Origin of the sequence: Sphingobacterium sp. UBA2480, from assembly GCF_002341965.1 — a bacterium.
GTDB lineage: Bacteria > Bacteroidota > Bacteroidia > Sphingobacteriales > Sphingobacteriaceae > Sphingobacterium > Sphingobacterium multivorum.
In genome coordinates this window covers 323,810-350,227 of the sequence record NZ_DDPA01000005.1, presented here as the reverse complement: position 1 = coordinate 350,227, position 26,418 = coordinate 323,810, and the positions used below count along the sequence as shown (strand labels likewise).

The window sequence follows — 26,418 nt, the reverse complement described above, 5'->3', positions numbered from 1 at the left end:
CATTGACAACATCGGCCTTGGCGATTCGCGTTTTTTAATTGTTGTTAAAAGATAATAAAAATAATTTCACTTTCCTCGCCGTTCCATTCCTGCCATTCACCGAGTTTTCCTTATCGTTAATCTAAAGCCGATAGGCTAGGGGCCTATTGTGTAGTAGTTTTGAGTCAACAAATAAGAACAACAGAACTAACACTATAAAAAAAGACATTATGAAAACGCTAGTAAAAACATTCACAGCAGCAGCTTTAATCGCAGTATCAACTTTCGCTATGGCAGCTGAAGGACCTGGAGCAAAAGCAACAAAAGCTAACATTAACCTTTCTACCGCAGACTTCGCTTTAGAGCACTATGTTGCAGTAACTACGGAGGGAGAATCAGCAGGAGTAGAGCAGTTATTTGCAGAAGATTTTAATCAAAAGATCCAAGCTTCCAATGCGCAGTCTAACAGCCGTAGCGAAGTGGTTAAATCCTTGAAAAAACAAAAAGGCGAAAAGCTAAACTGTACAGTAAGCACCGACATCTTAGAAGAATCAGCTGACTATATGGTGGCTAAAGTAACCTTGAAATTTGAAAACTTCACCAAAACAGATTTAGTTACCTTGGAGCGTGTGGGCAATGACTGGAAAGTATCCAAATCGATCAATTCGTATAAATAGTATCCAATAACTAGTGGTTTTCCATTAAAAGAAGGCAAACCACTAGTGAATCATATGTTTAAGTTTAGTTTAGAAGCCAGGTCGTGAGACGTGGCTTTTTTATGTTTTATTTAAAATAGCGAAGTGCCTCGAGGATAACTGTAGCTAGTACTACTCAATTAGCATAATTAAGTAGGGAAAATAAATGATTAGGAGAAGAATTAGGAGAAAGATCAAGCATAAATGTTTTTTTAATTACTTGAAACCCATTTTTCAATCGAAAAGTTAGGAGTAAGATAAGTAGAAAGAATAGGCGATTTTATTAGAAGAGCCTGTAAATAGAATCCCCAAAAACCTTCTTAAATGCTTGGAAATTGCTTTTAATCGAAAAGTCAAGATCAATTTTATTAGTAAAATTATTAGAAGACCTATTACTATTATGATGCACACCTATTGGCAGATCGGTAAGCGTATTGTGGAGCAAGAACAGCAAGGCAATAGCCGTGCAAGCTATGGTGATTTTGTAGTATCAGGCCTTTCTAAGTATTTGTCAGATGCATTAGGAAAAGGTTTTTTCAGAAGCCAATTTACGGAATGCGGCATTTTTACCAGACCTTCCCCGACTTCGACCAATCCTCTACGCAGCGCGTAGAGAATTTCCAATCCGTTACGCAGTGCGTAACGAAACATAGCTGGGCAAATACCCGTTTGTAGCGTCTGAGATTATCGGCGACTCAACTATATATTGGTGATCGGTATAGATTAATACTTTATATTGTTGATAGGCAATTTCAATCATTTGGACTTGTAGAAGCTTTTGCTATGCTGAAAGCAGGTAAAGGAGAATACGGATGTAATTTACGCCCTTAGTTGGATTTTGTTGAATTTATGCCTCTTAAAAATGGTTGCTTTCTCAATTGCTGTTCGTATTGTTCTTTGCTTATAAATGGCCATAGTTCATGATCCCGTGAATGCTTAAATTCTTCAAATTGCTCTTTCCTCTCATTTAGTTTTACGTTATAATGCTGTCCTAAGCTCAGGATAGTAAATAACAAGTCTTTAAATGAAAACCGTAATAGCGGATTCATACGATCAAAGTAAGGCCATTCGTACTCAAAATCCGAATGTAGGAATAAAATAAACCGAGCAATGTCTTTCAGTTCTTTATCAGAAAGTTGGTGTTTGCCAGCAAGTGTATGATTTTCTAAGTCGCTATATAAACACCAGCTTAATTCGAGCATTGGTCTTATGATAGGATCATCAAATTTGACTTGTTTTGAAGAATAATAATGTTCAGGAAGATAACCAAAGGATACATTGTCTAGTATTTCCTCCTCAAACTCATCATTGCTAATAAGCCCGACAACTAAATGTCTTAAATGATAAGCAAATACCTTTCTACGCGCTAAGTCAACCGTATTAAAATGTTTTCTTAGAAATATGCAAATATTCATTTAATAAGCTGTTATGCACAACCTTCACCTCCCGATTCCAGCCTGACTCGTCCTGAAAAACTTTACGCACATGGTTGGCTATTTTCTGGTGAGCTATCCTAGCAATAATTGTGTTATACGTACCTTACTTTTTCTGATGAATAAATGAAATTAGAGAAAGTTCAGCCCCATTTGTCGGAAAATAGCTTACTTGCATCCGCCAATTCTTAACCTTTAAATACGTTAGTTTTTTTTGAAAGGTCATTAGAATCATCTGTCAAAATCTTTTTTCTTATATCAAAATAGTCTGTCTTTGCATCACTTGGCACACCAACATCTTTCAAAATAATATTCTTATTCTTGATTATGAGCTCTGTAGGATAGGTGTTAATTTTCATTTTTCTTGATAATCGTCCTTCAATATCATATAAGAACGTAAAACCAGATAACATTTCTTTATTTTCATAATAATACTTCTTAAAGTCTTCGAACTTATCGATCTGCCCATCGACAATAATATTAATAGATATGGGAAGATTTTTAAGTGTTTGAAGATAATTTAATTTTAAAATACATGGTTTGCATTCTAAAAACATAAAATCCAATAGGATCATTTTGTCATTAGAAAGTGAAATAGACCCACCATCTGGCGTTAACATGTTGAATGATTTAATATCTTCAAAAGGTAAACTTAAATATTCGATATTTTTTTTAGCAGTAAGGGAAGGATAAATCACAAAGGAAAAAAATAGAATTAATATGATATTGAATGAAAACAATATTCTTCTCTTCGTTCCTGTAAATAAATATTCTAAAATACACAAGGTAAATAATAAGGTAATTGCAGGAAATATGAAGGGAAAAAGATCCTTCGCATTAATCCATAATCCATAGATGGTAAAAATCAAAATTGGCGCAAGCAAATACCAAAAGCTCCTTCTCACTGATACAATCTTATTGACAAGAAATAATAATATAAAAAACACGAAATAAATAAAAATATATCTGAATCGCATTCCTATTTCGAAATACCCGCTTCTCAAAATAAGCATAGGAATAGATACAATAATTGAAGAGTAAAGTAGGTATAAAAAGAATAATAATATTTTGTTTCTGAATATGCTCATGATTAATTGTTATTTAAAAGTAATTTTTAAAGAATTAAATTTGTTGTATTTTTTGGGAGGTAAACGGGAGTGTAAACTGAACTGTGTCTAATATAAAAATTCTTTATTTGACACAGTTTACTTTACACCCTCTCATTATTAAGTACCATAATCCAAATTTTCATTTTAGCAATTTAGTTTTTGTGGTGTTCTGTTAGACTTCAATTAATATCTTTATTCGAACTGTTTATTCTGGTAATTTCCTTTTTAAATATAGCTTAATTGAAGCATTATTTCGAACGATATCTTTCACCTCCCTATTCCCGCCATTCACCGAGTTTTCTAGATCGTTAGTCTAAAGCCCGTAGGCTAGGGGCGTATCGTGTTGTAGTTTTGAGTCAACAAATAAGAACAACAGAACTAACACTATAAAATAAAGACATTATGAAAACGCTAGTAAAAACATTCGCCGCAGCAGCCCTAATCGCAGCATCTACTTTCGCTATGGCAGCTGAAGGACCTGGAGCAAAAGCAACAAAAGCAAACGTTAACCTTTCCACAGCAGATTTCGCTTTAGATCACTACGTTGCAGTAACTACCGAAGGAGAATCAGCAGGTGTAGAGCAGTTATTTGCAGCTGATTTCAACCAAAAGATCCAAGCATCCAATGCACAATCTAACAGCCGTAGTGAAGTGGTTAAATCCTTGAAAAAACAAAAAGGCGAGAAGCTAAACTGTACAGTAAGCACAGACATTTTAGAAGAATCCGCAGACTATATGGTCGCTAAAGTGACGTTGAAATTTGAAAACTTTACTAAAACAGATCTAATTACCTTGGAGCGTGTAGGCAATGACTGGAAAGTATCGAAATCGATCAATTCGTATAAATAGGAGCGATTTTAAATAAATATATATGTTGTAGAGCCACATCGAGAGATGTGGCTTTTTCATGATCTATTTGAAATAGCGACTTGTTTCGGGGATAACGTAGTGAGTGGAGCTCAATTAGAATAATTAAGTAGAAAGAATAGATGAATTTAGGAGAAGAAATAGGAGAAGCGCTTAATGAATAGACTTTTAATAACGCTCGTACAATAGGCTGTGGGCTGTTTTAGAAGGAAAAATGTAAATATTTTAGGGAAAGAACTAGGGAAAGGTTAGGAGAAGAAGAAGTAGAAAGAAAGTAGAAGAATTAGTAGAAAGATAGTAGTATTGCCTCGTTTATAGATCTTGAGTGCACTTGAGTTGATCGTGTAGTTTAATCACACCTTTCCCTACAACAGCTCATACAACGAAGCGGTGATAAACTGGATAGCCTTAATTTTCCTCTTACCATAGCCTGCATGGTGGTGACCAAAGACATGGTATCTCGGTGATCGCTCCAACACGAACTCACGGATTTCGTCGCTGCACTAGGCATTATTTGCTAAAAACTGCTAATTAGGGATGAGTTTAAATAACTTTTATAGGGGTTGTGTTCGTACCTGCTTCGTATCGCCTTCGGAACAGGACATGTAGGATTCGATTGTCGACCAGTATCTGACCAGTTTTTTCCTGAACAGAGACTGGACAAGGTCTGTTGGGTGTCTGTACAATATCTATTGATGATCCGAACGTGGTACGAATCTGATACGGAGCAGACTTGCCTACCTATTTCCGTCATTCACCGAGTTTTCCAGAGCGTTAGTCTAAAGCCCATAGGCTAGGGGCCTATTGTGTTGTAGTTTTGAGTCAACAAATAAGAACAGATAAACTAACACTATAAAAAAGACATTATGAAAACGCTAGTAAAAACATTCGCAGCAGCAGCTTTAATCGCAGTATCTACATTCGCTATGGCAGCTGAGGGACCTGGAGCAAAAGCAACAAAAGCAAACGTTAACCTTTCCACAGCAGACTTAGCTTTGGATCATTATGTGGCTGTAACCACCGAGGGCGAATCGGCAGGTGTAGAGCAGTTATTTACCGAAGATTTTAATCAAAAGATCCAAGTCTCCAATGCTCAAAATAACAACCGTAGCGAAGTGGTTAAATCCTTGAAAAAACAAAAAGGCGAAAAGCTAAACTGTACAGTAAGCACCGACATTTTAGAAGAATCAGCAGACTATATGGTCGCTAAAGTAACGTTGAAATTTGAAAACTTCACCAAGACCGATCTAGTCACCTTGGAGCGTGTGGGCAATGACTGGAAAGTAACCAAATCAATCAATTCGTATAAATAAGAGCGATTTCAAATAAATATATATGTTGTGGAGCCATGTCGGGAGATGTGGCTTTTATTACATTTGGGGTTGTTAACAATGTAGTATATTGTAAGTCATGATATTGTAATATAATCAATTTATTAATCAGAAATATATGAATGTAAAACGAGTATTACCAATTTCTTTTTCAGGTCCATTTCCAGATCATAAAGTTGCCGAACTGAAAGAATTTAAAAAAGAAAACGTTGCAAAAGTTATAGCATCCCTGAATCACAAAGTTCGTATGGGAAAGCTATCAAGTATATTTGATGTGTTTGGTTTTTGGTTTTCAAATGATAATTCAAATGCTGATGATTTGTTCGATACAATTCGTGACTATTACAAAAAGAATGGTTACAGGCCTGATCAATTGGTTACTTTTAGCCTTTGGTCAAACTTTGAGCTAATGAATGATCTCTTATCTTCTGAAAATGAAGAAAATAAGGAGTTGTCCAAACATGAGGTTGAAGTTGATTTATTCAAAAACTATCTGAAAATAAACGATCAATTTATCAAGAAATCAGATGAGCTTGCACAGCAGCTAAACCCCGAAGCATTCGGTAGAATAGAAGATTATTTGGCAACAATGCATATCTCTAATTCGATAAGCATCTTTGAGATAAGTTATACGAACGTTTTAAATACGCTGATTGCCAACTTTTATAAGGCTTATCTACTGCTTGAATTTCTAGAGTCAAATTACCCAGAGTTGTTTAAGCAATTTCTTATTGATTATGGAATTGCTGATAAAAATGAGTTTCTAAGAAGTATTATGCCTATCGCAATCCATGCAGTGAGAGGTGAATTGACAGAATCGGGTATACAAATTCTAAAAGCTGAAGGGGATTCCAAATTGTTTTTAGATAAGTTAATTGCGAATTCAGAAGGATCTATATCATTACTGGAAGATTTTGTGCATTTAAGATCAAATCCTCTATACAAAATTGCAGATACCGAATATTTAATTATTGATAGGGGGTTGGCAGTTAATCGATTATTCAATTCTATATTTTTTGATATTTTATCAATAATCAAAGATGGTAAAGTAAAAGTGAAGAAAGATTTCTTTTCAATATATACGTTCGATTTTGTGGAAAAATACCTTTCGTATACTGTATTGGATAAAATCTTTAGGAAAAGGGGCTATAAAGTATTTTCAGGTGAAGATATTACTAATACTTTTAAAGTAGATACTGAGCCTGATTATTATGTCCGGAATGGAAAGAAAGTTTTTATGTTTGAAATAAAGGGCAGTATAGTTAGAGGGGATGTTAAACAAGGATTTTCCTGGCAAAATTTAGAAGCAGAATTGAAAAGGAAGTTTTATGGTAATCAACGCGATAAAAAAGCAATTTTACAATTGATTGAAAGGATAGAAATTCTTGAAGATAATTCAAACAAGGCAGTTTATGATAAAGATAGACCGGCCAATTTTATAGTTACGCCGATATTATTGGTTACAGACCATTCTTTAAATACAATCGGTATAAACCATATCCTAAATAATTGGTTCGAAGAAGAAGTAGAAAAAAGTACAAAACTAAAACCAATCAAAAACCGTATTAAAAAACTTATCGTTATTCATATTGATTCTTTAATAATTTATTCGGAGTATTTTAAAGAAAATTCCCGTTCATTTGAAAACTTGATTGAGTCTTACATTGAGCGTATTGATCGGAATAGAATTCACTCGATGAAAAAGAAAGTTTTTTCTGATCCAGGATCTCAGCAAGCGGCATTGGAGCACAGGATAAATGATATTTTGTTTTCGTTTGCCCACCATTTAGAAGAAAAGGTTGGTACACCGAAGTTGTTGAAAGAGTTTTTGGAATTTGGAGGAAAGATATTTGTTAAGTAATAAAGTCTAATCTTCGTTAACAGTATTTTAATCGAATATTTCTATCATAAATATTTGATGGTGAAAAATATCCTAATATCTCGTGAGAAAAAAGCAAATTATCCAGCGGTTTTACGGACTATTAAACTTTTGATCACTTAATGAGAGTTTCTTGGCAAATTCGTCAATATATACCCATATATTACTATTGTCTAATTGGCAAATAAAGGTTATTTTGAGGTCAAAATCGAAAGATCTTTAAGGTCTTGATTATCAAAATTATGGCGATTAAGAAATCAGAATTATATAGCTCACTTTGGGCTTCTTGCGATGAATTACGTGGTGGGATGGATGCCTCACAATATAAAGATTATGTACTGACGATGTTGTTTGTGAAGTACATTTCAGATAAATACAAAGGTGACCCTTTTGGGGCAATTACTGTCCCAAAAGGAGCATCCTTTGACGATATGGTGGATTTGATCGGAAATGCGGAAATTGGTGATAAAATAAATAAGCAAATCCTCAATCCAATTAAGGAGGCGAATAAGCTGAATGAATTTCCTGATTTTAATGACGAAAGTAAATTAGGTAAAGGAAAGGATTTGGTTGATACCGTTTCCAATCTGGTGCGTATATTTAACGAACCAAGTTTGGATTTTTCCGGTAATTCGGCGGAAGGGGATGATATTTTGGGCGATGCTTACGAATACCTGATGCGGCATTTTGCGACAGAAAGCGGTAAATCCAAAGGTCAGTTTTATACGCCCGCCGAAGTGTCAAGAGTACTAGCTAAAGTAATTGGCATCAATCAGCAGAATTCGTCACATCAAACTACAGCCTACGATCCCACATGTGGTTCAGGATCTCTATTGCTCAAAGTGATGAATGAAGCGGGCAAAAACATAGACCTTTACGGGCAAGAAAAAGAAACCACAACGGCCAACTTAGCACATATGAATATGATTCTGCATGGGGCCGAAACAGCTACTATTATTGCAGATAATACCCTCAGTCGTCCGTTTTATAAAGAAGAAAATGGCTCGCTGAAGAAGTTCGATTATGTGGTTGCCAATCCGCCTTTTTCATTGAAAAGTTGGAGTAATGGTGTTAACGTTGAAAACGATGAATACAATCGCTTCAAATTGGGCGTACCACCGGAGAAGAATGGCGACTATGCTTTTCTCTTGCATATTTTACAATCCTTAAAAGCAAATGGTAAAGGCGCAGTGGTATTGCCGCATGGTGTATTGTTCCGTGGTAACGCAGAAGGCGAAATTCGCAAAAATATTTTAAAGAAGGGTTATATCAAAGCCATCATCGGATTGCCTGCCAACCTCTTTTATGGCACGGGTATCCCAGCTTGTATTATTGTACTTGACAAAGAAAATGCCACCCATCGCAAAGGTGTATTTATGGTCGACGCTAGCAAAGGCTTTGTCAAAGATGGCAATAAAAATCGCTTGCGTGAGCAAGACATCCGCAAGATTACCGATGTGTTTGCTTCATTTGTTGAAGTTTCCAAGTACAGTCGCATGGTGTCGATGACAGAAATTGCTGATACTAAGAATGATTATAATCTCAATATTCCTCGATATATCGATACACAGGAAGCCGAAGATATTCAAGATTTGGGAGGACATTTGCTCGGTGGTATTCCGCAGCGAGATATAGATAGCTTACAGGCTTATTGGGATTTGTTTCCCTCGCTGAAAGCCGAGTTGTTCAGCGAAATGAGAACGGGATATTTTGAGTTAAAAGTGCCTGCCGAAAGCATAAAAAGCACCATCTTTAATCATCGAGAGTTTGTAGCTTTTAATGAGGCTATGGACGCTGAGTTTGATGCTTGGATCACCGAACAACAACAGATATGGTTTGAAATGAGTGAAGGAATACAGATCAAGGAAATGATCGAAACCTCAGCCCAAACCTTATTAAGTCATTTTGAAAACAATGCTTTAGTCAATCGATATGCGATGTACCAACACCTTATGCAGTATTGGAACGAAACGATGCAGGACGATTTTTACTCAATTGCATTAGACGGGTGGAAAGCTGGAAACGATTACACCCGACTTGTTATCAAAGGTAAAAAGGGGAAAGATGGCAAGACAGCACAAGATAAAGAAATTGCAGGATTGGCAGGTATTGAAGGTCGGATGGTAACACCAGAAATGATCATCAACTATTTTTTTAAAGAGCAAAGCGACAGCCTACAGGATTTAGAAAATCAATTGTCACTGACGCAAGAAGCCATTGCTGAAATAGAAGAAGAAAACGGTGGTGATGAAGGGATTTTTAGCGATATAGAAAAAATCAATCCAAAGAATGTAAAGGAGCTTTACAAACAGCGTAAAGCAGAGAATGCGCCCATGGAAGAGCTGAAGTACATAAAAAACTACTTAGATACGCAAGAAGCGTTAACGGGAATTGGTAAGTTAATCAAAATTGCCAAAGAAAATTTGGAAGCCAAAGTAGTGGCGCAATACCCCTTATTAAGCGAAGCCGGAATAAAGGATTTGGTCATCAACCACAAATGGACTCCCGTATTGCGACAGGCATTGCAAAGCGAACAGGAAAGACTGAGTCAAAACCTAACGCAACGCATTAAAGAATTGGCAGCCCGCTACCAGCAAGCTTTACCGATATTGGAAACCGAGGTAGAAGAATCTTCGCGAAAAGTAATGGCTCATCTGAAAAAAATGGGATTGGTATGGTAAAGGAAAATGTGATGCAAAATACAGAGATTGGGCTACTACCAGAGGAGTGGGATTTGAAGAAATTAGGAAATATAGCATTTGTAACGAAGCTAGCTGGATTTGAATATTCCAAATATTTCAATAGTTATAAAGATGGCGGAGAAATTGTTGTTATTAGAGGAACAAATATCACTAGCAATAAACTGGATTTATCGGATACGAAATATATTCCAAGAAAGACTTCGGATTTTCTACATAGAAGCAAGTTGTCGAAAGGAGATTTAGTTTTTGCTTATGTGGGGACCATTGGCCCGATTTATCTTGTTAAGGAAAATAATAGATTTCATTTAGGCCCAAATACTGCTAAGATTAAAATTGAAAATAGAGACGTCGATGTAGATTATATTTTTAATTATTTTTTGAGCGAATTCATCAGGAAAGAAATAGAAGATAGGATGAGCATTGGAGCACAACCTAGTCTTTCAATGGCTAAGATAAGAGATTTTAATATTCCCCTTCCACCCTTACCCGAACAAGAAGCAATAGCAGAAGCCTTGAGTGATACCGATGAATGGATAGAAAGCCTTGAGAAACTTATTGCTAAAAAACGCCTCATCAAACAAGGTGCAATGCAGGAATTGTTGACATCAAAGGAGGGATGGGAAAAGAAGAGGTTGGGGGAATTATTGCTCAGAAATCCTGAATATGGTATTAATGCAGCGGCGGTAAAATATCAAGATAAATTACCAACTTATTTGAGAATAACAGACATTAGTGAGAACGGTACTTTTCTTCAGGATGGAAAAGTTTCTGTGGATCATTTTCTTTCAGTTAATTACATGTTGGATGCTGGAGATGTTTGCATTGCAAGAACTGGAGCGAGTGTTGGCAAATCATATTATCATAAAAAAGAAAATGGGAATCTAGTGTTTGCAGGTTTTCTAATTAGATTGAAAGTAAATCCTCAACTTCTAAATTCAAAGTTACTGTTTTATATAACCAAATCTCAATCTTATCAGGATTATATCAATTCTAATTCTTTGAGAAGTGGGCAGCCAGGGATTAATAGTTTAGAATTGCAATCATATGAATTTTTTATACCCAATTCCCTAACCGAACAAACCCGTATCGCCAATATACTATCAGATATGGATGCAGAGCTAGAAGCCTTAGCAGCTCAGCTAAAAAAAGTTAGGAAGATCAAACAAGGCATGATGCAGGAATTGCTAACAGGTAGGATACGATTAGTTTAAGAAAATATCATTAAATTTAGCTTATGAGTACGCCATCCCAACATAATTCACTTTTCGTTAATATCAAGCAGCTGATAGACGACAGCAAACAGCAGGTTGCTGTGGCGGTTAATGCCACAATGAGTGTGCTATACTGGCGGATTGGTTATGCTATTAACGAAGAACTCAAAAAATACGACAAGCAGCAAAGCTATGGCAAACAGATTGTCGCTACACTGTGGCGACAATTGCATAGCGAATACGGCACTTCGTTTTCAGAGAAAAATCTGCGAAGGATGATGCAGTTCGCCAGCGTTTTTCCTGATGAAAAGATTGTCGTATCACTGACACGACAATTGAGCTGGTCACATATCAAGCTACTTATTCCGATTAATGAGACTTTAAAGCGAGACTTTTATATCGAAATGTGCAAATTGGAAAAGTGGAGCGTACGAACTTTCCAAGAACGAATCCAGTCCATGTTATATGAACGGACGACTATTAGTAAACAGCCAGAGCAAACCATCGCCAACGATTTAGCCTTGCTGAAAAATGAGCAACAGCTTTCTCCCGATCTGGTATTCAGAGATCCTTATTTCCTGGACTTTTTAGGACTTCGTGATACGTATTCCGAAAAGGATCTGGAGACCTCCATTATCGTAGAACTCCAGCGGTTTATTATTGAACTGGGGAGCGATTTTGCTTTCATGGCCCGTCAAAAGCGTATTAGTATCGATAATAGAGATTATTATATCGACTTGCTATTTTATCACCGCAGGTTGAAATGCTTGGTCGCCATAGACTTAAAACTTGGTGAGTTTGAAGCTGGTTTTAAAGGTCAAATGGAATTATACCTACGTTACCTTCAAAAACATGAACAAATAGAGGGGGAGAATGACCCAATCGGATTAATCCTGTGTACCGGTAAAAATGAGGAACATATTGAACTCATGCAACTGGAACAGGCCAATATAAAAGTAGCGGAATACTTGACATTGCTGCCTTCACAAGAAATTCTAAAAGAAAAGCTGCATCGGGCTATCGCTATTGCCACATCTAAGAACCAAGATTTATGATCAACCCTGTAGAACGCCGCACGCAAGATCGCATTATCCAGCTTTTTCAAAAAGAACTAGGCTATACCTATTATGGCAATTGGGAAAAACGAGAACACAATAGCAATGTGGAAGAGGATATTCTTAAACAGAATTTGTTACGTAGAGGCTATTCGGAGACCTTAGCAGACAAAGCTGTCAAAGAGGTTTATGATTTAGCAACTAGCAATTCGGGGACGCTATACCATCGAAACAAAGCAATGTATTCCTTATTGCGGTATGGAGTAAAAGCCAGACCCGATCTAGGGGAGCAATTTGACACGATTTTCCCTATTGACTGGCAGGATGTTGAAAAAAATGAGTTTGGAATAGCTGAGGAAGTAACCTTATCCAAAGGTGAAAACAACCGTAGACCAGATGTCGTATTGTACGTCAACGGTATTGCTATTGGCGTACTGGAGTTAAAGCGGGGGACTACCGATATTTCGGAAAGTATCAATCAATCCATATCTAACCAAAAAGTACTGTTCAACGAATGGTTTTATACCACCATTCAGTTGCTTATTGCAGGTAACAACACCCAGGGACTAAGATATGGAACGATAGAAACCCAATCTAAATATTACCTAGCTTGGAAAGAAGATGAAGATGATAATGAGGGGTATAAGCTAGACAAATATTTAAAGAAGCTTTGTCAGAAAGAGCGTTTAGTTGATATAATCTATAACGGCGTTGTCTTTGATGCTGGGGTCAAGAAATTGCCACGCCCACATCAGTATTTTGGTCTCAAAGAAGCCCAAAAATTTGTCCGCAGAAAAGAAGGTGGTATTATATGGCATACACAGGGATCAGGTAAGTCACTGATGATGGTCATGCTTGGTAAATGGATACTGGAAAACGTGGCCAATTCACGGATTGTCATTTTAACCGACCGTACCGAACTTGATGATCAGATCGAGCGCGTATTTAAAGATGTCGGTGAGACTGATGTGGCCAAGACCAGATCGGGCAAGGAACTTATGTCCTTTTTAACTTCATCCAGACCCCGTCTAGTCTGCTCGCTCATTCATAAGTTTGGCAATAAATCAGAGACTGATTTCGATGCGTTTATAAAAGATTTACAGGAAAATCCAGTACAAACGCAGGGAGAGATTTTCGTTTTCATCGATGAGTGTCATCGTACCCAAAGTGGAAAATTAAACCAGGTAATGAAGACCATATTACATAACGCTGTATTTATCGGTTTTACGGGTACGCCACTGCTAAAAGAAGATAGGAAAACAACGATGGATGTTTTTGGACGGTACATTCATACCTATAAATTTAATGAAGCGGTAGATGATGGTGTGGTCAAAGATTTGATGTATGAAGGGCGGGCTATTGAACAAACACTGACTTCGCAGACAAAAGTTGACCAATGGTTTGAAGCAAAGACTGCCGGACTCAATGATTTCCAGAAAAACGAACTGAAAAAGAAGTGGGGCACTATGCAAAACGTTCTGAGTTCGAAGAGTCGCATGGAAAAAATTGTTGCAGATATCATAGTTGACTTCTCCACAAAGCCTCGCTTGAGATCTCAAAGTGGAAATGCCATCTTGGTAGCTTCCAGCATATTTGAAGCTTGTAAATATTATACGCTGTTTCTGAATACGGAAATGAAAAATAGATGTGCCATCATTACATCGTATAATCCGAATGCAAGTGATGTTTCGCTAGAAGATACTGGTGCTGATAATGAAACCGACAAGCAGTTTATTTATAAAACCTATACGGATTTATTAAAGGATGTCAGTGTAAAAGGGAACAAGTCAAAAACGGAAACCTACGAAACGGATTCAAAAGAAAGCTTCCGCAAGGAGCCTGCGCGAATGAAGCTCTTGATTGTCGTTTCCAAATTGTTAACCGGATTCGACGCTCCGCCTTGTTCTTATATCTATATCGATAAAAAAATGCAGGACCATACCCTATTCCAGGCTATTTGTCGGGTCAACCGATTAGATACTGAGGACAAGGACTACGGCTATATTATCGATTATATGGAGTTGTTTGGATACGTAACTGACGCGATCAACGTATATACCTCAGAATTAGATAGCGAAGGTTTCACGCAAGAGGATGTGAGCATACAGCTCAAAGACCGTTTGAAAATAGCCAAAGATCGCTTGTTCACAGCTTTAGAGACTGTTGAGAGTATTTGCGAGAACGTGGAGCTGCCTAAAAATGACTTGGCTTATATACACTATTTCTGTGGTAACACTGAAAAACCAGATGATTTAAAAGCTACGGAATATCGACGAATGGCCTTATACAAAGCCATCGTAGAGTATATTAGAGCTTATGCCAATGTGAAAGCAGATTTTATAACGGCAGAATTTACCGATGCCGAAATCAAGCGTTTCACCGATAAATTAAATGAGTACCTAAATATCAGAGAAATTATCCGTATTGCCTCTAGAGAGACTATTGATTTAAAGGCTTATGAAGCCGATATGCGCTTCTTGATTGATACCTATATAAGAGCAGAGGAATCGGAGGTTATCTCACCTTTCGAAAATATTTCGCTATTAGTCTTGTTAGAGACGGATATGGCTGGCGCCATTGCTAGTTTGCCAAATGATATTAAAGGAAATCAAGAAGCTGTGGCCGAGATTATCGAAAATAACGTCCGCAGTAAAATTGTAGAAGAGCATCTGCTTGATCCTAAATATTTTGATAGAATGTCTGTTTTATTACAGGAGTTAATAGCCCGAAGGAAACAAGAAACCATCAATTATCAGCAGTATTTAAGGGAGATGGCAGCACTTATTGCTGATGTCAATAAAGGTAAAAAAGGCAATGTTCCTCAATCACTTAATACCAAGGGCAAGGTTGCACTCTACCATACATTGGAAGATAATGAGCAATTAGCCTTAGCCTGTGAAGATGCGGTGCAATATGCCAAACAAGATGGGTTCAGAGAGAACTTAGCTAAGCAGAAGTTAGTTAAGAAGGCAATCTATGAGGTGGTGGAAGATATTAATAAAGTCGAAGAGGTTTACAAAATCATTGATGCCCATAAGGATGAATATTAATGGTTTGTAAAATACATATCGGATCAATAGCTGTTGAAGTCACCTTCAAAGCGATCAAAAATCTGCATTTGAGTGTTCATCCTCCAGATGGAAGAGTAACTATCTCTTCACCGGATTTCTATGATTTGGAAAAAGTCAAGATTTATGCTGCTACTAAACTAAGTTGGATTAAAAAGGAGCAGGCAAAAATCAGAAATCAGGATAGGGAAGAAGCAAGAGAATACATTACTCAAGAGAGTCATCAGTTTTTAGGTAAGCGCTATTTGTTGAAAGTAGTAAAAGGAAATCGGAATAGTATTGTCATCAGTAGTAACAGGCTAATTGTCCAGTGTACAGATCCCGATGATCGGAATCTGAAAGAAAAAATTGTTTCCCAGTATTATCGCCGAGAGCTTCGCAAACAATTGCAAGCATATGTTATAAAATACAGTAAAGAAATGGCGCTTGAAGTTCCCGATTTTAAAATACGCTACATGAAAACCAAGTGGGGCAGCTGCGCGGTGAGCTCCCAACGGTTGTGGTTTAATATTGAACTTGCTAAAAAGCCTTTATCCTGTATTGAATATATTGTAGTACACGAACTCGTACATTTGATAGAGCGCAATCATAACAAACGGTTTGTTTCATTGATGGACCAGTATTTGCCAAACTGGCGCGTGCAGAAGAAACTATTGAATGAGTTGCCGATTGGGAATATTTAGATGCATTATTTTTCTCAAACCTTCCTGAGGCATGATGACCAAATTCATGTAAGATAGTCCAAATGATTTTGATTGGTTCATCTTTGAAATGATTTATGGGAATTCTTATTATACATCTTCTTGAGTCATTGGGGAACTCGTGTATTGACGGACCAGCATCATATCTATCGCTAATCCTGCAGTTTTTTTTCGATATTTGAAAATATATCTAATAAAACTTCTCTGAAATTTTCGATATTATTCATTAAATATAGATTACTAATTTAACTTTTTAGAGTTATAGTGATTTCAACTCTTCTAGGTAATTTCTGTGTCAAGTAAAAGTTCTGGAAAATGTCACTAATAACAACAAATGGTTCTTGTTTTAGTCTTTTAACTAACCGAGTATATTTGTGCGAATATGTTTTAGGGATATATATTGGGGGCTCAATTCTAATTCTAAATGACGATTTAGTCTTATGGGTATTAATTGAAATTGTGGCTTGTGCGATAGCTTCTTTTTTCCTATTTAAAATATCTAAATGGACTATCTTATTTCTGAATTTTGCTTCTGTAAGTCCTTTTGCATATTCTACAGAAGTAATATGCATCGATAAACCCTTAGTTATAAACTGTAGACCATTATTTAAATTTGCGTTTAGTTTCAAATAATTTGATTTCATATCTATAATCCAATACAGATCTTGAAAAAGCATAATTATTGAACGCAAAAATGTTATTAGAATTGAATAATTATTTATTTGAATCTTACCTTCTATCAATTCTATCCCTGTATAGGATTCTAAAGTTTTATTTATTTGGTTTTTTTTATTTGGAGCTATTATTCCAAAATCATGAACAAGGCAATTACGAAGATTTTGAAAATCTTTAAGTGTATTTCTATAGGGATCTAGGTTTTCTAAATTTAAGCCGATCACTTTTGAGAGATAAATGAAACAGGTTTCTAAATAGTTGCGATTTGACAAATCACTTATGTCTAATAAAACTGCATTTTCATCTTTAAGAATTGTACATATCTCACGTAAGTGGCTTTCAAGTACTGAGTATAAATATATTAATGACGATTTAAAGAATGTATCTCGAACATATTGAAAAGTATTAAAAATATCTTCGTCTGCATAAGATAATTCTTGATCAATCTGACCAACGCCAGATTCGTGCGCTGCGATTTGGCTTGCAGCTTGTCCTCCGTGTATTTTTTCGTATTCCTTAAATAACCTATAATATTCAGCGTTCAATTCATCATAATTTGGATAATTTAGCTTTAATTCATCTCTTAGCTTCTTTTCTTGGTTATTATAGCCCTCTGAACTTTTTATTAAATGATCAACATAGCTAGTTAACTCTATATTGAGCCTTTTATAAAATCTATCCAGTTTAGATTTTTTATGTTCATTTTCAAAGTTGTCTTGAAAATGAAAGAAATATCCAAAATCGATTTCCATAGTCTATTTTTCGCCCTTCAATCTCTTCACCTCTTCCGCCAAATCAGCAACAACCTTAGTCAAATCCAAAATCGCTTTAGTCTTAACTGCATCGTCCTGAACGAGTTTTTCCAAAAGTGAGGTAAGATCTTTTCTCTCTTGGTAATTGATGGTAGGTTGATAATGTTGCGCATGAGAGTGATCTACAGCGTGATCGTTGTAAGAATTGTTATTGTTTTGGATATTAAATATGGCTTTCTCTTCATTGAAGGCACGAATAAATTCGACAGATACTCCTAAAGCGTCAGCCAACTCCTTTAAGGCTGGTTCTGAAATAGTCCAGGAGTTTTCAAACTCAGAAATGCGCCGTTGGTCAAATTTGCTTTCGCATTTTTGTCCTAAAGCTTCCTGTTTCATACCCATGATTTCACGAATTCTTTTTAGATTTTTTCCTTCGTGTATTTTCTCTTCTTGAAATGCAACGCCCATTTTTTATAGTTTTTAATAAGTTCGGTAATTTACCGGTATTTTACCATTTTGCTCTAAATAATTGGTTCCTTACCTTTGATATAAAGATACGATTATTTGTCGATAAAATGAGCTTTATACATAGTCTAAAGCCACTTTTAAAGTAAATTATTTGTCTTTAGTAGATTAAAACAATACATTTGCACCATCTTAGGTGGCTGCACTTATGAGTCTTGGCTGTGAAACCTGAGAAATTTCAAATGGAACAAGGCGATAAGTGGAATCAAACGCCCGTCTGCAATGGCGTGGCGTCCGCTTACTCGTTCCACGGCTTCTCAGGGCCTCACAGCGGTAGGTTGGATGTCACGCCATTGCCGTATCTAACACCTGCCAGAAGACTCGTTTTTATAAACAAACGAGTTATGAACAAAAAACAACAATCAAAGAACATCATCACAGCCCCCGAGTAGCTCGGCTGGTTTGGCCAAATAAGATTTGGCTTCTCTTTGCCATGGACCACGTATCGCCAATATTATATACCTTGTGACCCCTCATTCAAACGTAGTCTGGCTCCCAATGAATTAATTATTACTAATGTGAACTGAGTAACATCAGGCTCCCAATAAAAAGCTGATTTCGATCGGAGAGGGGATGCTGTGTACTTTCGGTTAAAGATTACAGACTGAAAAATGAAAAGGATTTTAGCGCTACAATTTGCTTTTGATCATATGATTTATGATGTCCATAAGGTCGATTATGATCCTATAAAGGAGATTGAGGCATTCTGGAAACATTATGCCTTAGACGCTATTTCTGCTCATACACTCCAGCTATTGAGCACGTATCTTGATTGTGGCGTAGGAGAAAATAGGTTCCTAAAGGATGAGGAAATGCAGGAATTTGTAACTGCATTGTATCGGGTGTTGATAGCTTATTGTATCGTCTATCATCGCCATATAGACCTGCGTAAAATGCAGCTGTCAGCAGAAGCTGAAGAGCGCATCGGAAAAGAGCTAGAATTGAGCAGAAAAGTTGCTGAGTTTTTCAGTAGGTTATCCAACCGCCAACAAACTAAATTATGAATACCCTAAAATTACTAGCCTTTGTAAGGCTATATATAACCCATATAGTTCAAGTACTCATTAAGTACTACTTAAATACAGATATAGCAGTTATAAGCAATACTTTATTCGGCCTTGCTTTGGGGTTTCTCCCAGTCAGCTTCGTATCAACGTCGTACCATGGTGTGGACAGCTTCGGCTATTGTTCGGCATTTCTTCGACAATTTGCCGAAGGCCACCCGAAGCGCAGCCGAAGCCGAGCCGAAGCACACCCGAACGTGACCCGAAGCTGTCTCGAAGCTGTCCCGACGCCGACCCGAAGAACAGCCGACGGGCAGCCGAAGCGGAGTCGAACAATTGCGCAGTGTTTCTTAACATGCATCGCAGTAGTTTTTCAATCATCTAATTATTCTTTTAAGGTATTGAAGAGCATCAGAGCTCTTGCTTTATTAGCTCTGATGGTTTCTATGTTTAGTTTATCAGCTCAGACGCCCCGCAAGGACAGCGGGGCGGATGGGCGGTCTCCGGTCAAAGCTTTAAACATTGGCGACAAGATTCCTCAATCACTATGGGATACCTGGCTTGAAGTGGTCAACCATCCAACTGGTCAGAAAACAATAAAACTCAGCGAATACCGCGATAAAAAATTGATTATACTGGATTTTTGGGCGACCTGGTGTGCAAGCTGTGTAGAAAGCCTTGGAAAAATCCAGTATAACCTGAAGTACGATCAGTCAAAAATTGCATTTATCCCTGTTACCTTTCAATCGGATGCGGTGGTCAGCAAATTTCAGCAAGGTAATAACAATGCCCAACAATGGCAGTTTCCCCTCGTTGTTGGTGATGAATTATTGAAACAGCTGTTTCCGCATGCGACAATATCGCATTTCGTTTGGATTGATGCCGATGGTATTATCAAAGCTTTTACTTCGTCCGAATACATAACAGATAAGCAATTACAAAAGGGATTGAATAATGATTTCGCTCAGGTGAAAATGAAAATTGATCAAATTGATTTTGATCCAAAGCAACCGTTATTGATCCCTGAACTGGCCGATCTAAAGGCACGCTATACTGGTTTTTGCGGATTTCTAAGCGGTGTAGCACCTACAAGTGGCCTGCAGGATTTGGATAGTCTCCGATTGAAGCGTCGTTATTTTGTCAATACGACCTTGAGAAGTCTCTGTATGGATGCGATGAGTGATATCCAAGGAGTGCAGCTTGCTAAAAAGAAAATTGTCTACGAGGTCATCGATCAGAATAGATATTTTAATAAAGAGCAGGTCAATGCGGATGTCTATAACCAGCAATATGGCTTATGCTATGAGGCTGTATTACCTGTTGAGTCAACAACAGCTGCCTTTCGAGAGACTCTGCGAAATGATCTTTGGCAACATTTTAAGATTAAACTGGCGATAGAAGAACGGCCGGTTTCAGTAATTGCTTTGTACGGTAATAACCGTAAATCTCATGTTTCAAAGGGTGAAACCATAGCATTAAAAACACTGGTCGATAAACTTAATGTTCGGGATAATGATATTCCGTATCTCATCTGTCCGAGTGATCTGCAAAACCTGCATGTGCCAAGTAATTTGAAGGATTGTACTTCGGCTAAGCTGCTAATCGAACGGCTGGCTCAATCGGGTATCAAGGCTGATCAGCGTAAGGAAAATCTTGCGGTATTGGTGATCTCAGAACGGAGGGGAGCATGATGCGCGTTTTATTCACGCTGTTCATGTTGTCTTTCTCTGGACAGCTGCTATTGGCTCAGTCTGTGGTATTAACTGTACGGGATAGTGCAGATCAAAAGCCCATCAAGGGCGTATTGGTCAGCATTGATCAGAAGCTCCTTCCAAGAACTACGGACGATCGAGGGGAGATTGTAATCCAAGCATTGAATGATAAAGTACAGCTTGGCTTTAGGATATTAGGCTACCAGCGTAAAGAACTTGATGTGCTAACCGGAAAACTGCCTGCCGTAGTTTATCTGAGCAGGACAAACCATACCTTGGATGAAGTGATTGTAAACACGGGCTATCAGGTGCTCTCGCGTGAACGCTCTGCTGGTTCTTTTGAGCTGGTAGATTCGGCACTGTTCAATCGCGCGGTGGGTATGAATGTGCTTTCCCGACTGGAAAATACCACATCGGGACTGCTCTTTGATACACGTACCGATCAGCCAAAACTACAGATCAGGGGACTGAGTACGCTATTTTCGGATGCGAATCCGTTGATTATCCTGGATGATTTTCCTTTTGAAGGGAATATAGAGTCGATCAATCCCAATGATATTGCCAATGTATCAATCTTAAAGGATGCAATAGCAACCTCTATATGGGGTGCTCGCGCTGGGAATGGGGTTATTGTTATCACGAGCAAACGTGGAAGCAAAAGCAAAGCCAGGCACATCAGCTACCGCAATAATTTCTCATGGAGTTCGAAACCTAATTTAATGGCTTACCCGGAGATGTCAAGTGCAGATTATATCGGTTTCCAGCGTGTACTCTATGATCAAGCATATTACGAGAGCCGTATAAATGACAAAACTTTATATCCGGTATTGGGTGAAGCAGTGGAGATCTGGCAGGGAGTCAAGGAAGGGCAAATGGATGCTGCCGAGGGTGAGCGGCAAGTGGATTTGTTGAAAGCTAGGGATGTGCGACAGGATATCAGCCGCTATCTGTACCGCCCGACATTCTTGCAGCAGCATTTTGTATCCATAGATGGTGGCGCGGCGACAAATAACTACCTGTTTTCGGTCGGTTATGATAAAAATAATACAGATCTAGTGGAGCAATACAATGACCGGCTGACCTTAAATCTCCGAAACAACATTGATTTAACGAAACAGATCAAATTGGAAAGTGACTTTTACTATGCACATGAGGGTGGTACACAAAGTGGTCTGGGCGGATATGCTACCGGTTATCGTTTAGGCCGCGACCGGGTTGCCTTATTCCCATATACGCGTTTAGTTGATGAAAGTGGTAATCGACTGCCTGTGGAAAGAGACTTTAGGCAATCATTTGTGGATACAGTGGGTAATGGAGCATTACTAGACTGGAACTATTTTCCCCTGCAGGATCGGGATGCGGTAAAGGTCACCTCGGCCATGAATACCCTGCGGTTTAATATAGGGACAAAGGTACAGTTGTTCAGCTTCCTGCGTGCAAGCCTCAAATATCAATTTGGACAGTCTTTTGGTCGAAATGATGACTATATGGGACCGGATAGTTATTATGCGCGCAACCTGATCAATTTGATGACCACAGTCAAAAACGGGACACCGACTTATGCGGTACCGATGGGCGGCATCTTGGACTACAGCAACAGCAGGCTAGCGTCACATTCGTTTCGGATGCAAACGGATCTTAACCTTAAAATAGGTACTTCGGGACTGTTGACAGGATTGGCAGGAGCCGAATTGCGCCACAGTAAACAGAAGAGCGAGGGGAATCGATTATACGGATATGTGGACGATTTGATTAGTTCGACACCTGTTAACACAATCGATTATCTCCCCACTTATAATGGTATGTATGGCCTGCAAAAAATTACGGATGCGGTATCGCTTTCGGAAAGCACTACGCGTTTTATCTCTTACTATGGTAATGTAGGCTATTCCTACGATGGGCGTTTCAACGTCAATGCAAGTATGCGCAAGGATGAATCGAATTTGTTTGGTGTGGAGACAAATAAACGTGGAGTGCCATTGTGGTCGGTAGGTGCTTCGTGGAATATTGCGCGTGAAGACTTTTGGCGGTCGAAGATTTTCTCTAGCCTAAATCTGCGGGCCACTTATGGTACGAGTGGTAATATCCCTAATGGGATGTCTGCTTATACCATTGTCAGAAACAATTCGGCATCTTCAAATTCGATCGTTAAAATACCTTATGCCAATATCGTTTCCCCGCGCAACCCTTATTTACGCTGGGAGAAAGTTGCGATGACCAATTTTGCCCTAGATTTTGGTCTGCTGGATGATCGGATCAAGGGAACGGTGGAGTACTACCGTAAAAAGGCGGTGGATATGGTCAGTTCGCAGACCGTTGATCCAACCAAAGGTTTTCTGGCTGTAATGGTCAACAGCGCGCATATGACTGGGCAGGGAGTAGACTTAAATTTGATCGGAAAGGTTTTAAAAGGTAGCTGGAACTGGACTGTTAACATGCAAGCAGGTTACGCGAAAAATACCTTGACGAAATATTTGCTGGATCGGCAAAGTCCGGCTTATCTCTATGTGGGTAGCGGTACAAATGTGCTGCCTTATGAAGGGGAGATGCCCTACATGCTCCTGAGCTACCGCTTTAATGGGCTTGATCCGGCAACGGGTGATCCCATAGGGGAGTTGGATGGCGCTCCTAGCGAAAACTATAAGGATATCCGTCAGAAGACGGCTTTGGACCAGCTGGTTTTCCATGGCTCGCCAGTACCGCTTTGGCATGGTGCTTTTAGGAATACGCTTTCGTACAGACAGCTCACCTTGTCGGCCAATATAGCATTTAAAGCCGCTTATTATTTTCGGCGAAATACCATCTCTTACAGTAACTTATTGAAAAATAACGTAGGCCATACTGACTATGCGCTTCGCTGGCAAAAGACTGGTGATGAATTGTATACGACCGTTCCTTCTTTTGTGTATCCGATCAATGAAGATCGGGATAATTTCTACAGTATGTCTACAGCGACCGTAGAAAATGGATCCCATATTCGTTTAAATGACATCAGGATTTCTTACGCGTTCAAAGGAAATGTATTTGGAAGCAAAATCATCCGTGGCATGGATATCTACTGTTATGCCGATCGCCTAAACTGGGTGCTTTGGCGTAAAAATAGCCGTGGTATCGACCCTGAATATCCGGACGGATTTAAACTGCCGATGCAGATTTCCTTTGGTTTAAACATACAATTATAATATGAAAAAGATACATCTCTATTTTGGACTAGGGCTGTGCTGGAGTCTGCTATGTATGGTCTCCTGCACGAAATTTTTGGATGAAAAATCGAATAAGGCACTTTCTGTCCCAAAGACAATGAATGATCTGCAGGCATTGCTCGATGCCTACGGAACCATAAACAGTGTCTATTCATCGACAGGTGAAGAGGCTTCGGACAATTACTTTTTGAGCGCCAAAAACTGGCAGGGTATTGCCAATCAGGATACACGTAATAGGTACATATGGCAGGAGCAGGGAAAGCTCAATGCCGATTGGATATCTCCTTATAAGGTCGTATTTATCTGTAACACGGTTCTCGAAGAACTGGAAGTGCTGGGAAAAGAAAATGGTGAACAGGACTATCAGCGTATCAAAGGCTCGGGGTTATTTTTTAGATCTTTTGCGTTATATGAGCTAGCCAGTATTTTTGGGCCGGTGTATGCTGCTGAAAATATGGAGAAGCTGAGTATTCCCATTCGGCTGTCTACAACAATTGAGGAGGATACTCCGCGGGGTACAGTGGGGCAAACTTATGAGCAGATTTTGAACGATCTGAAAACTGCTGCCGAAATACTGCCCGAGCATACGGCTTATATCAACAGGCCGACTAAGCGTACAGCTTATGCGCTTTTGGCCCGTATTTATTTGGCTATATCGGATTATGCAAATGCGTTGAAAGCAAGTACGCAGGCACTTTCTTATGGGAAAGAGTTAGTGGACTATAATAGCATCAACATCACTGCCGCAGCGCCTTTTAACACAACAAATGCAGAGATTATCTGGATGGCGGGGAGCAATACGGTCAGTGCGTTATTGGCTCCGGCGCGCAGTCGGGTAGATTCGCTCCTGTACAGCAGTTATGCCGATAAAGACCTACGCAAAAAAGCGTTCTTTACCAAAAATGCAGATGGCTATTATACGTTTAAGGGCACCTACGATGGCCGCGTACAGGGCTTCCTGTTCAAAGGCTTGACCGCGGATGAGCTATATCTAATACAAGCCGAAGCACAGGTGAGGGTGGGAGATGTGCAGGAAGGATTAAAAAGTCTGGCAGCCCTACTGAGCAATCGCTATGTTACAGGTACCTATCAGCCGGATTTAACGCTTGGGCATGAGCAGGCATTGAAATTGGTGCTCGAAGAAAGGAGAAAGGAATTGTTGTTTCGGGGACTTCGCTGGACAGACCTAAGGCGTTTCAATCTGGATAAAGAGACAGCCATGACGCTACAGCGGCAATTGGATAAGGAAGTGTACAGGCTTGCACCTGATGATCTGAAATATGTGTTTCTGATACCGGATAATGTTATCGCCATTGCTGGGTTTCCGCAGAACCCACGATAAACAAGGAAATCCATCCAGATCTGCTTGGTAAGCATTTCTGGATGGATTCAAAACTAAATTTAATTTAACGTATGAAAGAAACAATAAGATTAGTCATGCAATTTAATCTCCGTTGTGGGAGCAGAGTTTGCCAAAGCATCGGTAATATCATCCTTAAAGTCATCGCTAAACGCAGCGGGTTGTGTTGGCGATCCTGGCAATGCACGTACCGCACACATTTCCTCAGTGCCAGGACATAGCGTATTGGCCTCACCGTCATCAGCCGGTTGTGGTTGAATAAGGTTGTAATTGCTTGCATCGGTAGGATCTCCACTACCGTCATACTGATACCATTGTGGGTCAACAACTGTTGATTTCTCAGTTATGGTATTTTTTTTCATCACTGCAACTGCCGCATACGTACCGATTGCGAGCAGTGCCAAGATTAAAGTGAAGAGTGATGCCTTCACTGCGAATTTATTTTTCATCATAATCGTGTTTTTTTGATTATGATACTAAGGTAAATTCATCAATGAGGTATTACTAGAGCATTAATTCCTGTTGTGCAAACATTAATTCCTGAGTGTTAAGTTTTTATTCCTATTTCTAGTGTTTTTATTCCAAGCTTGGGTTATTTTTATTCTGATTGTACCACCTGAGCGTGATACCCAGAAATTGAGCGATCTGTAGATCGGTGAGTTTAAAGCGAATACCAGCATAGCGATGGTGAAACCAACGTATCAATTCTCTGCTGTTTTTTAATCTAAATAGGTTTTCTTGTTGTTGGTAATATTTGAGTTCCTGCAGGAGCAGATAATGGAAAAAAGGGGTTAGTTCTGTCGCTTGAAGAAGATGTTCAACAGGGATCTCGATGATATTGCCGCCTTCGGGAAAGATAATATCCATTTCACTACGCTGAAAAGCCAGCAAGCTCTCCGTCTTTAAGATAATCTGATCTTCTTGCCAGATACGAGATAGTCGCGACTCTTTATCAATGTTCTCATAGCCCAAAGCATAACCCGTATGGATAAAACAGATATGCTTGGCAATACCACCTCGCTCGAGATAGATCTCCTTTGGACTGCAGTATTTGACAGTAACCAGCTGGCGCAATATATCCTGTTGACTGTCAGTGAGCCTTCTGTAAGATTCTAAATGCCTGATGAGCTTTTGGTATGACCCTCTTTCTTCCATTA

At 38.7% G+C, this 26,418-nt stretch carries 20 protein-coding genes; 14 read left to right on the top strand and 6 right to left on the bottom strand.

Annotated features, from left to right (window positions below; genetic code table 11):
* Nucleotides 1–209: 209 nt before the first annotated feature.
* Both B3600_RS11485 and B3600_RS11480 read left to right on the top strand, forming a co-directional pair.
* Nucleotides 210–656, top strand: a complete 447-nt coding sequence (locus B3600_RS11485; RefSeq protein WP_286753064.1) for a nuclear transport factor 2 family protein — start codon at nt 210–212, stop codon at nt 654–656.
* Between the two features lie 418 nt (nt 657–1,074).
* Nucleotides 1,075–1,287 carry a DUF1016 N-terminal domain-containing protein gene (locus B3600_RS11480; RefSeq protein ID WP_286753063.1) on the top strand — a complete coding sequence of 71 codons (213 nt, stop codon included), beginning with the start codon at nt 1,075–1,077 and terminating at the stop codon, nt 1,285–1,287.
* Between the two features lie 214 nt (nt 1,288–1,501).
* Here the strand turns inward: B3600_RS11480 and B3600_RS11475 are convergent, their stop codons facing one another.
* Nucleotides 1,502–2,089 carry a hypothetical protein gene (locus tag B3600_RS11475; protein ID WP_286753062.1) on the bottom strand — a complete coding sequence of 196 codons (588 nt, stop codon included), beginning with the start codon at nt 2,087–2,089 and terminating at the stop codon, nt 1,502–1,504.
* Between the two features lie 206 nt (nt 2,090–2,295).
* On the bottom strand, nt 2,296–3,195 hold the full coding sequence (locus B3600_RS11470) for a TlpA family protein disulfide reductase (protein WP_286753061.1): 900 nt from the start codon (nt 3,193–3,195) through the stop codon (nt 2,296–2,298).
* A 423-nt stretch (nt 3,196–3,618) separates the two neighbouring features.
* Here B3600_RS11470 and B3600_RS11465 point away from each other — a divergent pair, with 423 nt between their 5' ends.
* The 8 genes from B3600_RS11465 (at nt 3,619) to B3600_RS11430 (ending at nt 16,012) form a co-directional block, all read left to right on the top strand.
* Complete coding sequence (locus tag B3600_RS11465; RefSeq protein ID WP_286753060.1) at nt 3,619–4,065, top strand: nuclear transport factor 2 family protein; 447 nt, start codon at nt 3,619–3,621, stop codon at nt 4,063–4,065.
* An 884-nt stretch (nt 4,066–4,949) separates the two neighbouring features.
* Nucleotides 4,950–5,396, top strand: coding sequence for a nuclear transport factor 2 family protein (locus B3600_RS11460; protein WP_286753059.1), 447 nt, complete (start codon nt 4,950–4,952; stop codon nt 5,394–5,396).
* Between the two features lie 136 nt (nt 5,397–5,532).
* The gene (locus tag B3600_RS11455; RefSeq protein ID WP_286753058.1) at nt 5,533–7,275 is read left to right on the top strand and encodes a hypothetical protein; all 1,743 of its coding nucleotides are present in this window, start codon (nt 5,533–5,535) and stop codon (nt 7,273–7,275) included.
* 260 nt (nt 7,276–7,535) lie between these two features.
* Nucleotides 7,536–9,974 carry a type I restriction-modification system subunit M gene (locus tag B3600_RS11450; RefSeq protein ID WP_286753057.1) on the top strand — a complete coding sequence of 813 codons (2,439 nt, stop codon included), beginning with the start codon at nt 7,536–7,538 and terminating at the stop codon, nt 9,972–9,974.
* Nucleotides 9,968–11,206 carry a restriction endonuclease subunit S gene (locus tag B3600_RS11445; protein ID WP_286753056.1) on the top strand — a complete coding sequence of 413 codons (1,239 nt, stop codon included), beginning with the start codon at nt 9,968–9,970 and terminating at the stop codon, nt 11,204–11,206. Before B3600_RS11450 ends, B3600_RS11445 begins: the two co-directional genes overlap by 7 nt.
* A 23-nt stretch (nt 11,207–11,229) precedes the next feature.
* Nucleotides 11,230–12,261: a PDDEXK nuclease domain-containing protein gene (locus tag B3600_RS11440; protein ID WP_286753055.1), complete on the top strand. Its 1,032-nt coding sequence runs from the start codon at nt 11,230–11,232 to the stop codon at nt 12,259–12,261.
* The gene (locus tag B3600_RS11435) at nt 12,258–15,311 is read left to right on the top strand and encodes a type I restriction endonuclease subunit R (RefSeq protein WP_286753054.1); all 3,054 of its coding nucleotides are present in this window, start codon (nt 12,258–12,260) and stop codon (nt 15,309–15,311) included. The genes B3600_RS11440 and B3600_RS11435 overlap by 4 nt, the downstream gene beginning before the upstream one ends.
* Entirely contained in the window at nt 15,311–16,012 is a 702-nt protein-coding gene (locus tag B3600_RS11430) for a M48 family metallopeptidase (protein ID WP_286753052.1), read from the top strand. Before B3600_RS11435 ends, B3600_RS11430 begins: the two co-directional genes overlap by 1 nt.
* A gap of 263 nt (nt 16,013–16,275) precedes the next feature.
* On the opposite strand, the gene B3600_RS11425 is transcribed toward B3600_RS11430, so the two are convergent.
* Both B3600_RS11425 and B3600_RS11420 read right to left on the bottom strand, forming a co-directional pair.
* Entirely contained in the window at nt 16,276–17,457 is a 1,182-nt protein-coding gene (locus B3600_RS11425) for a hypothetical protein (RefSeq protein WP_286753051.1), read from the bottom strand.
* 3 nt (nt 17,458–17,460) lie between these two features.
* On the bottom strand, nt 17,461–17,925 hold the full coding sequence (locus tag B3600_RS11420) for a helix-turn-helix domain-containing protein (protein ID WP_286753050.1): 465 nt from the start codon (nt 17,923–17,925) through the stop codon (nt 17,461–17,463).
* 668 nt (nt 17,926–18,593) lie between these two features.
* On the opposite strand from B3600_RS11420, the gene B3600_RS11415 reads away from it, so the two are divergent.
* The 4 genes from B3600_RS11415 to B3600_RS11400 are packed head-to-tail and all read left to right on the top strand — an operon-like array spanning nt 18,594 to nt 25,243.
* Nucleotides 18,594–18,986 carry a hypothetical protein gene (locus tag B3600_RS11415; RefSeq protein WP_286753049.1) on the top strand — a complete coding sequence of 131 codons (393 nt, stop codon included), beginning with the start codon at nt 18,594–18,596 and terminating at the stop codon, nt 18,984–18,986.
* The gene (locus B3600_RS11410; protein ID WP_286753048.1) at nt 18,983–20,677 is read left to right on the top strand and encodes a TlpA family protein disulfide reductase; all 1,695 of its coding nucleotides are present in this window, start codon (nt 18,983–18,985) and stop codon (nt 20,675–20,677) included. The genes B3600_RS11415 and B3600_RS11410 overlap by 4 nt, the downstream gene beginning before the upstream one ends.
* The gene (locus B3600_RS11405; RefSeq protein ID WP_286753047.1) at nt 20,674–23,880 is read left to right on the top strand and encodes a SusC/RagA family TonB-linked outer membrane protein; all 3,207 of its coding nucleotides are present in this window, start codon (nt 20,674–20,676) and stop codon (nt 23,878–23,880) included. Before B3600_RS11410 ends, B3600_RS11405 begins: the two co-directional genes overlap by 4 nt.
* A 1-nt stretch (nt 23,881) precedes the next feature.
* Complete coding sequence (locus B3600_RS11400) at nt 23,882–25,243, top strand: RagB/SusD family nutrient uptake outer membrane protein (protein ID WP_286753046.1); 1,362 nt, start codon at nt 23,882–23,884, stop codon at nt 25,241–25,243.
* 89 nt (nt 25,244–25,332) lie between these two features.
* Here B3600_RS11400 and B3600_RS11395 read toward each other — a convergent pair whose 3' ends face one another.
* Nucleotides 25,333–25,713, bottom strand: coding sequence for a hypothetical protein (locus B3600_RS11395; RefSeq protein ID WP_286753045.1), 381 nt, complete (start codon nt 25,711–25,713; stop codon nt 25,333–25,335).
* Nucleotides 25,714–25,837: 124 nt separating this feature from the next.
* On the bottom strand, nt 25,838–26,416 hold the full coding sequence (locus tag B3600_RS11390) for a hypothetical protein (protein WP_286753044.1): 579 nt from the start codon (nt 26,414–26,416) through the stop codon (nt 25,838–25,840).
* Between the last annotated feature and the right edge of the window lie 2 nt (nt 26,417–26,418).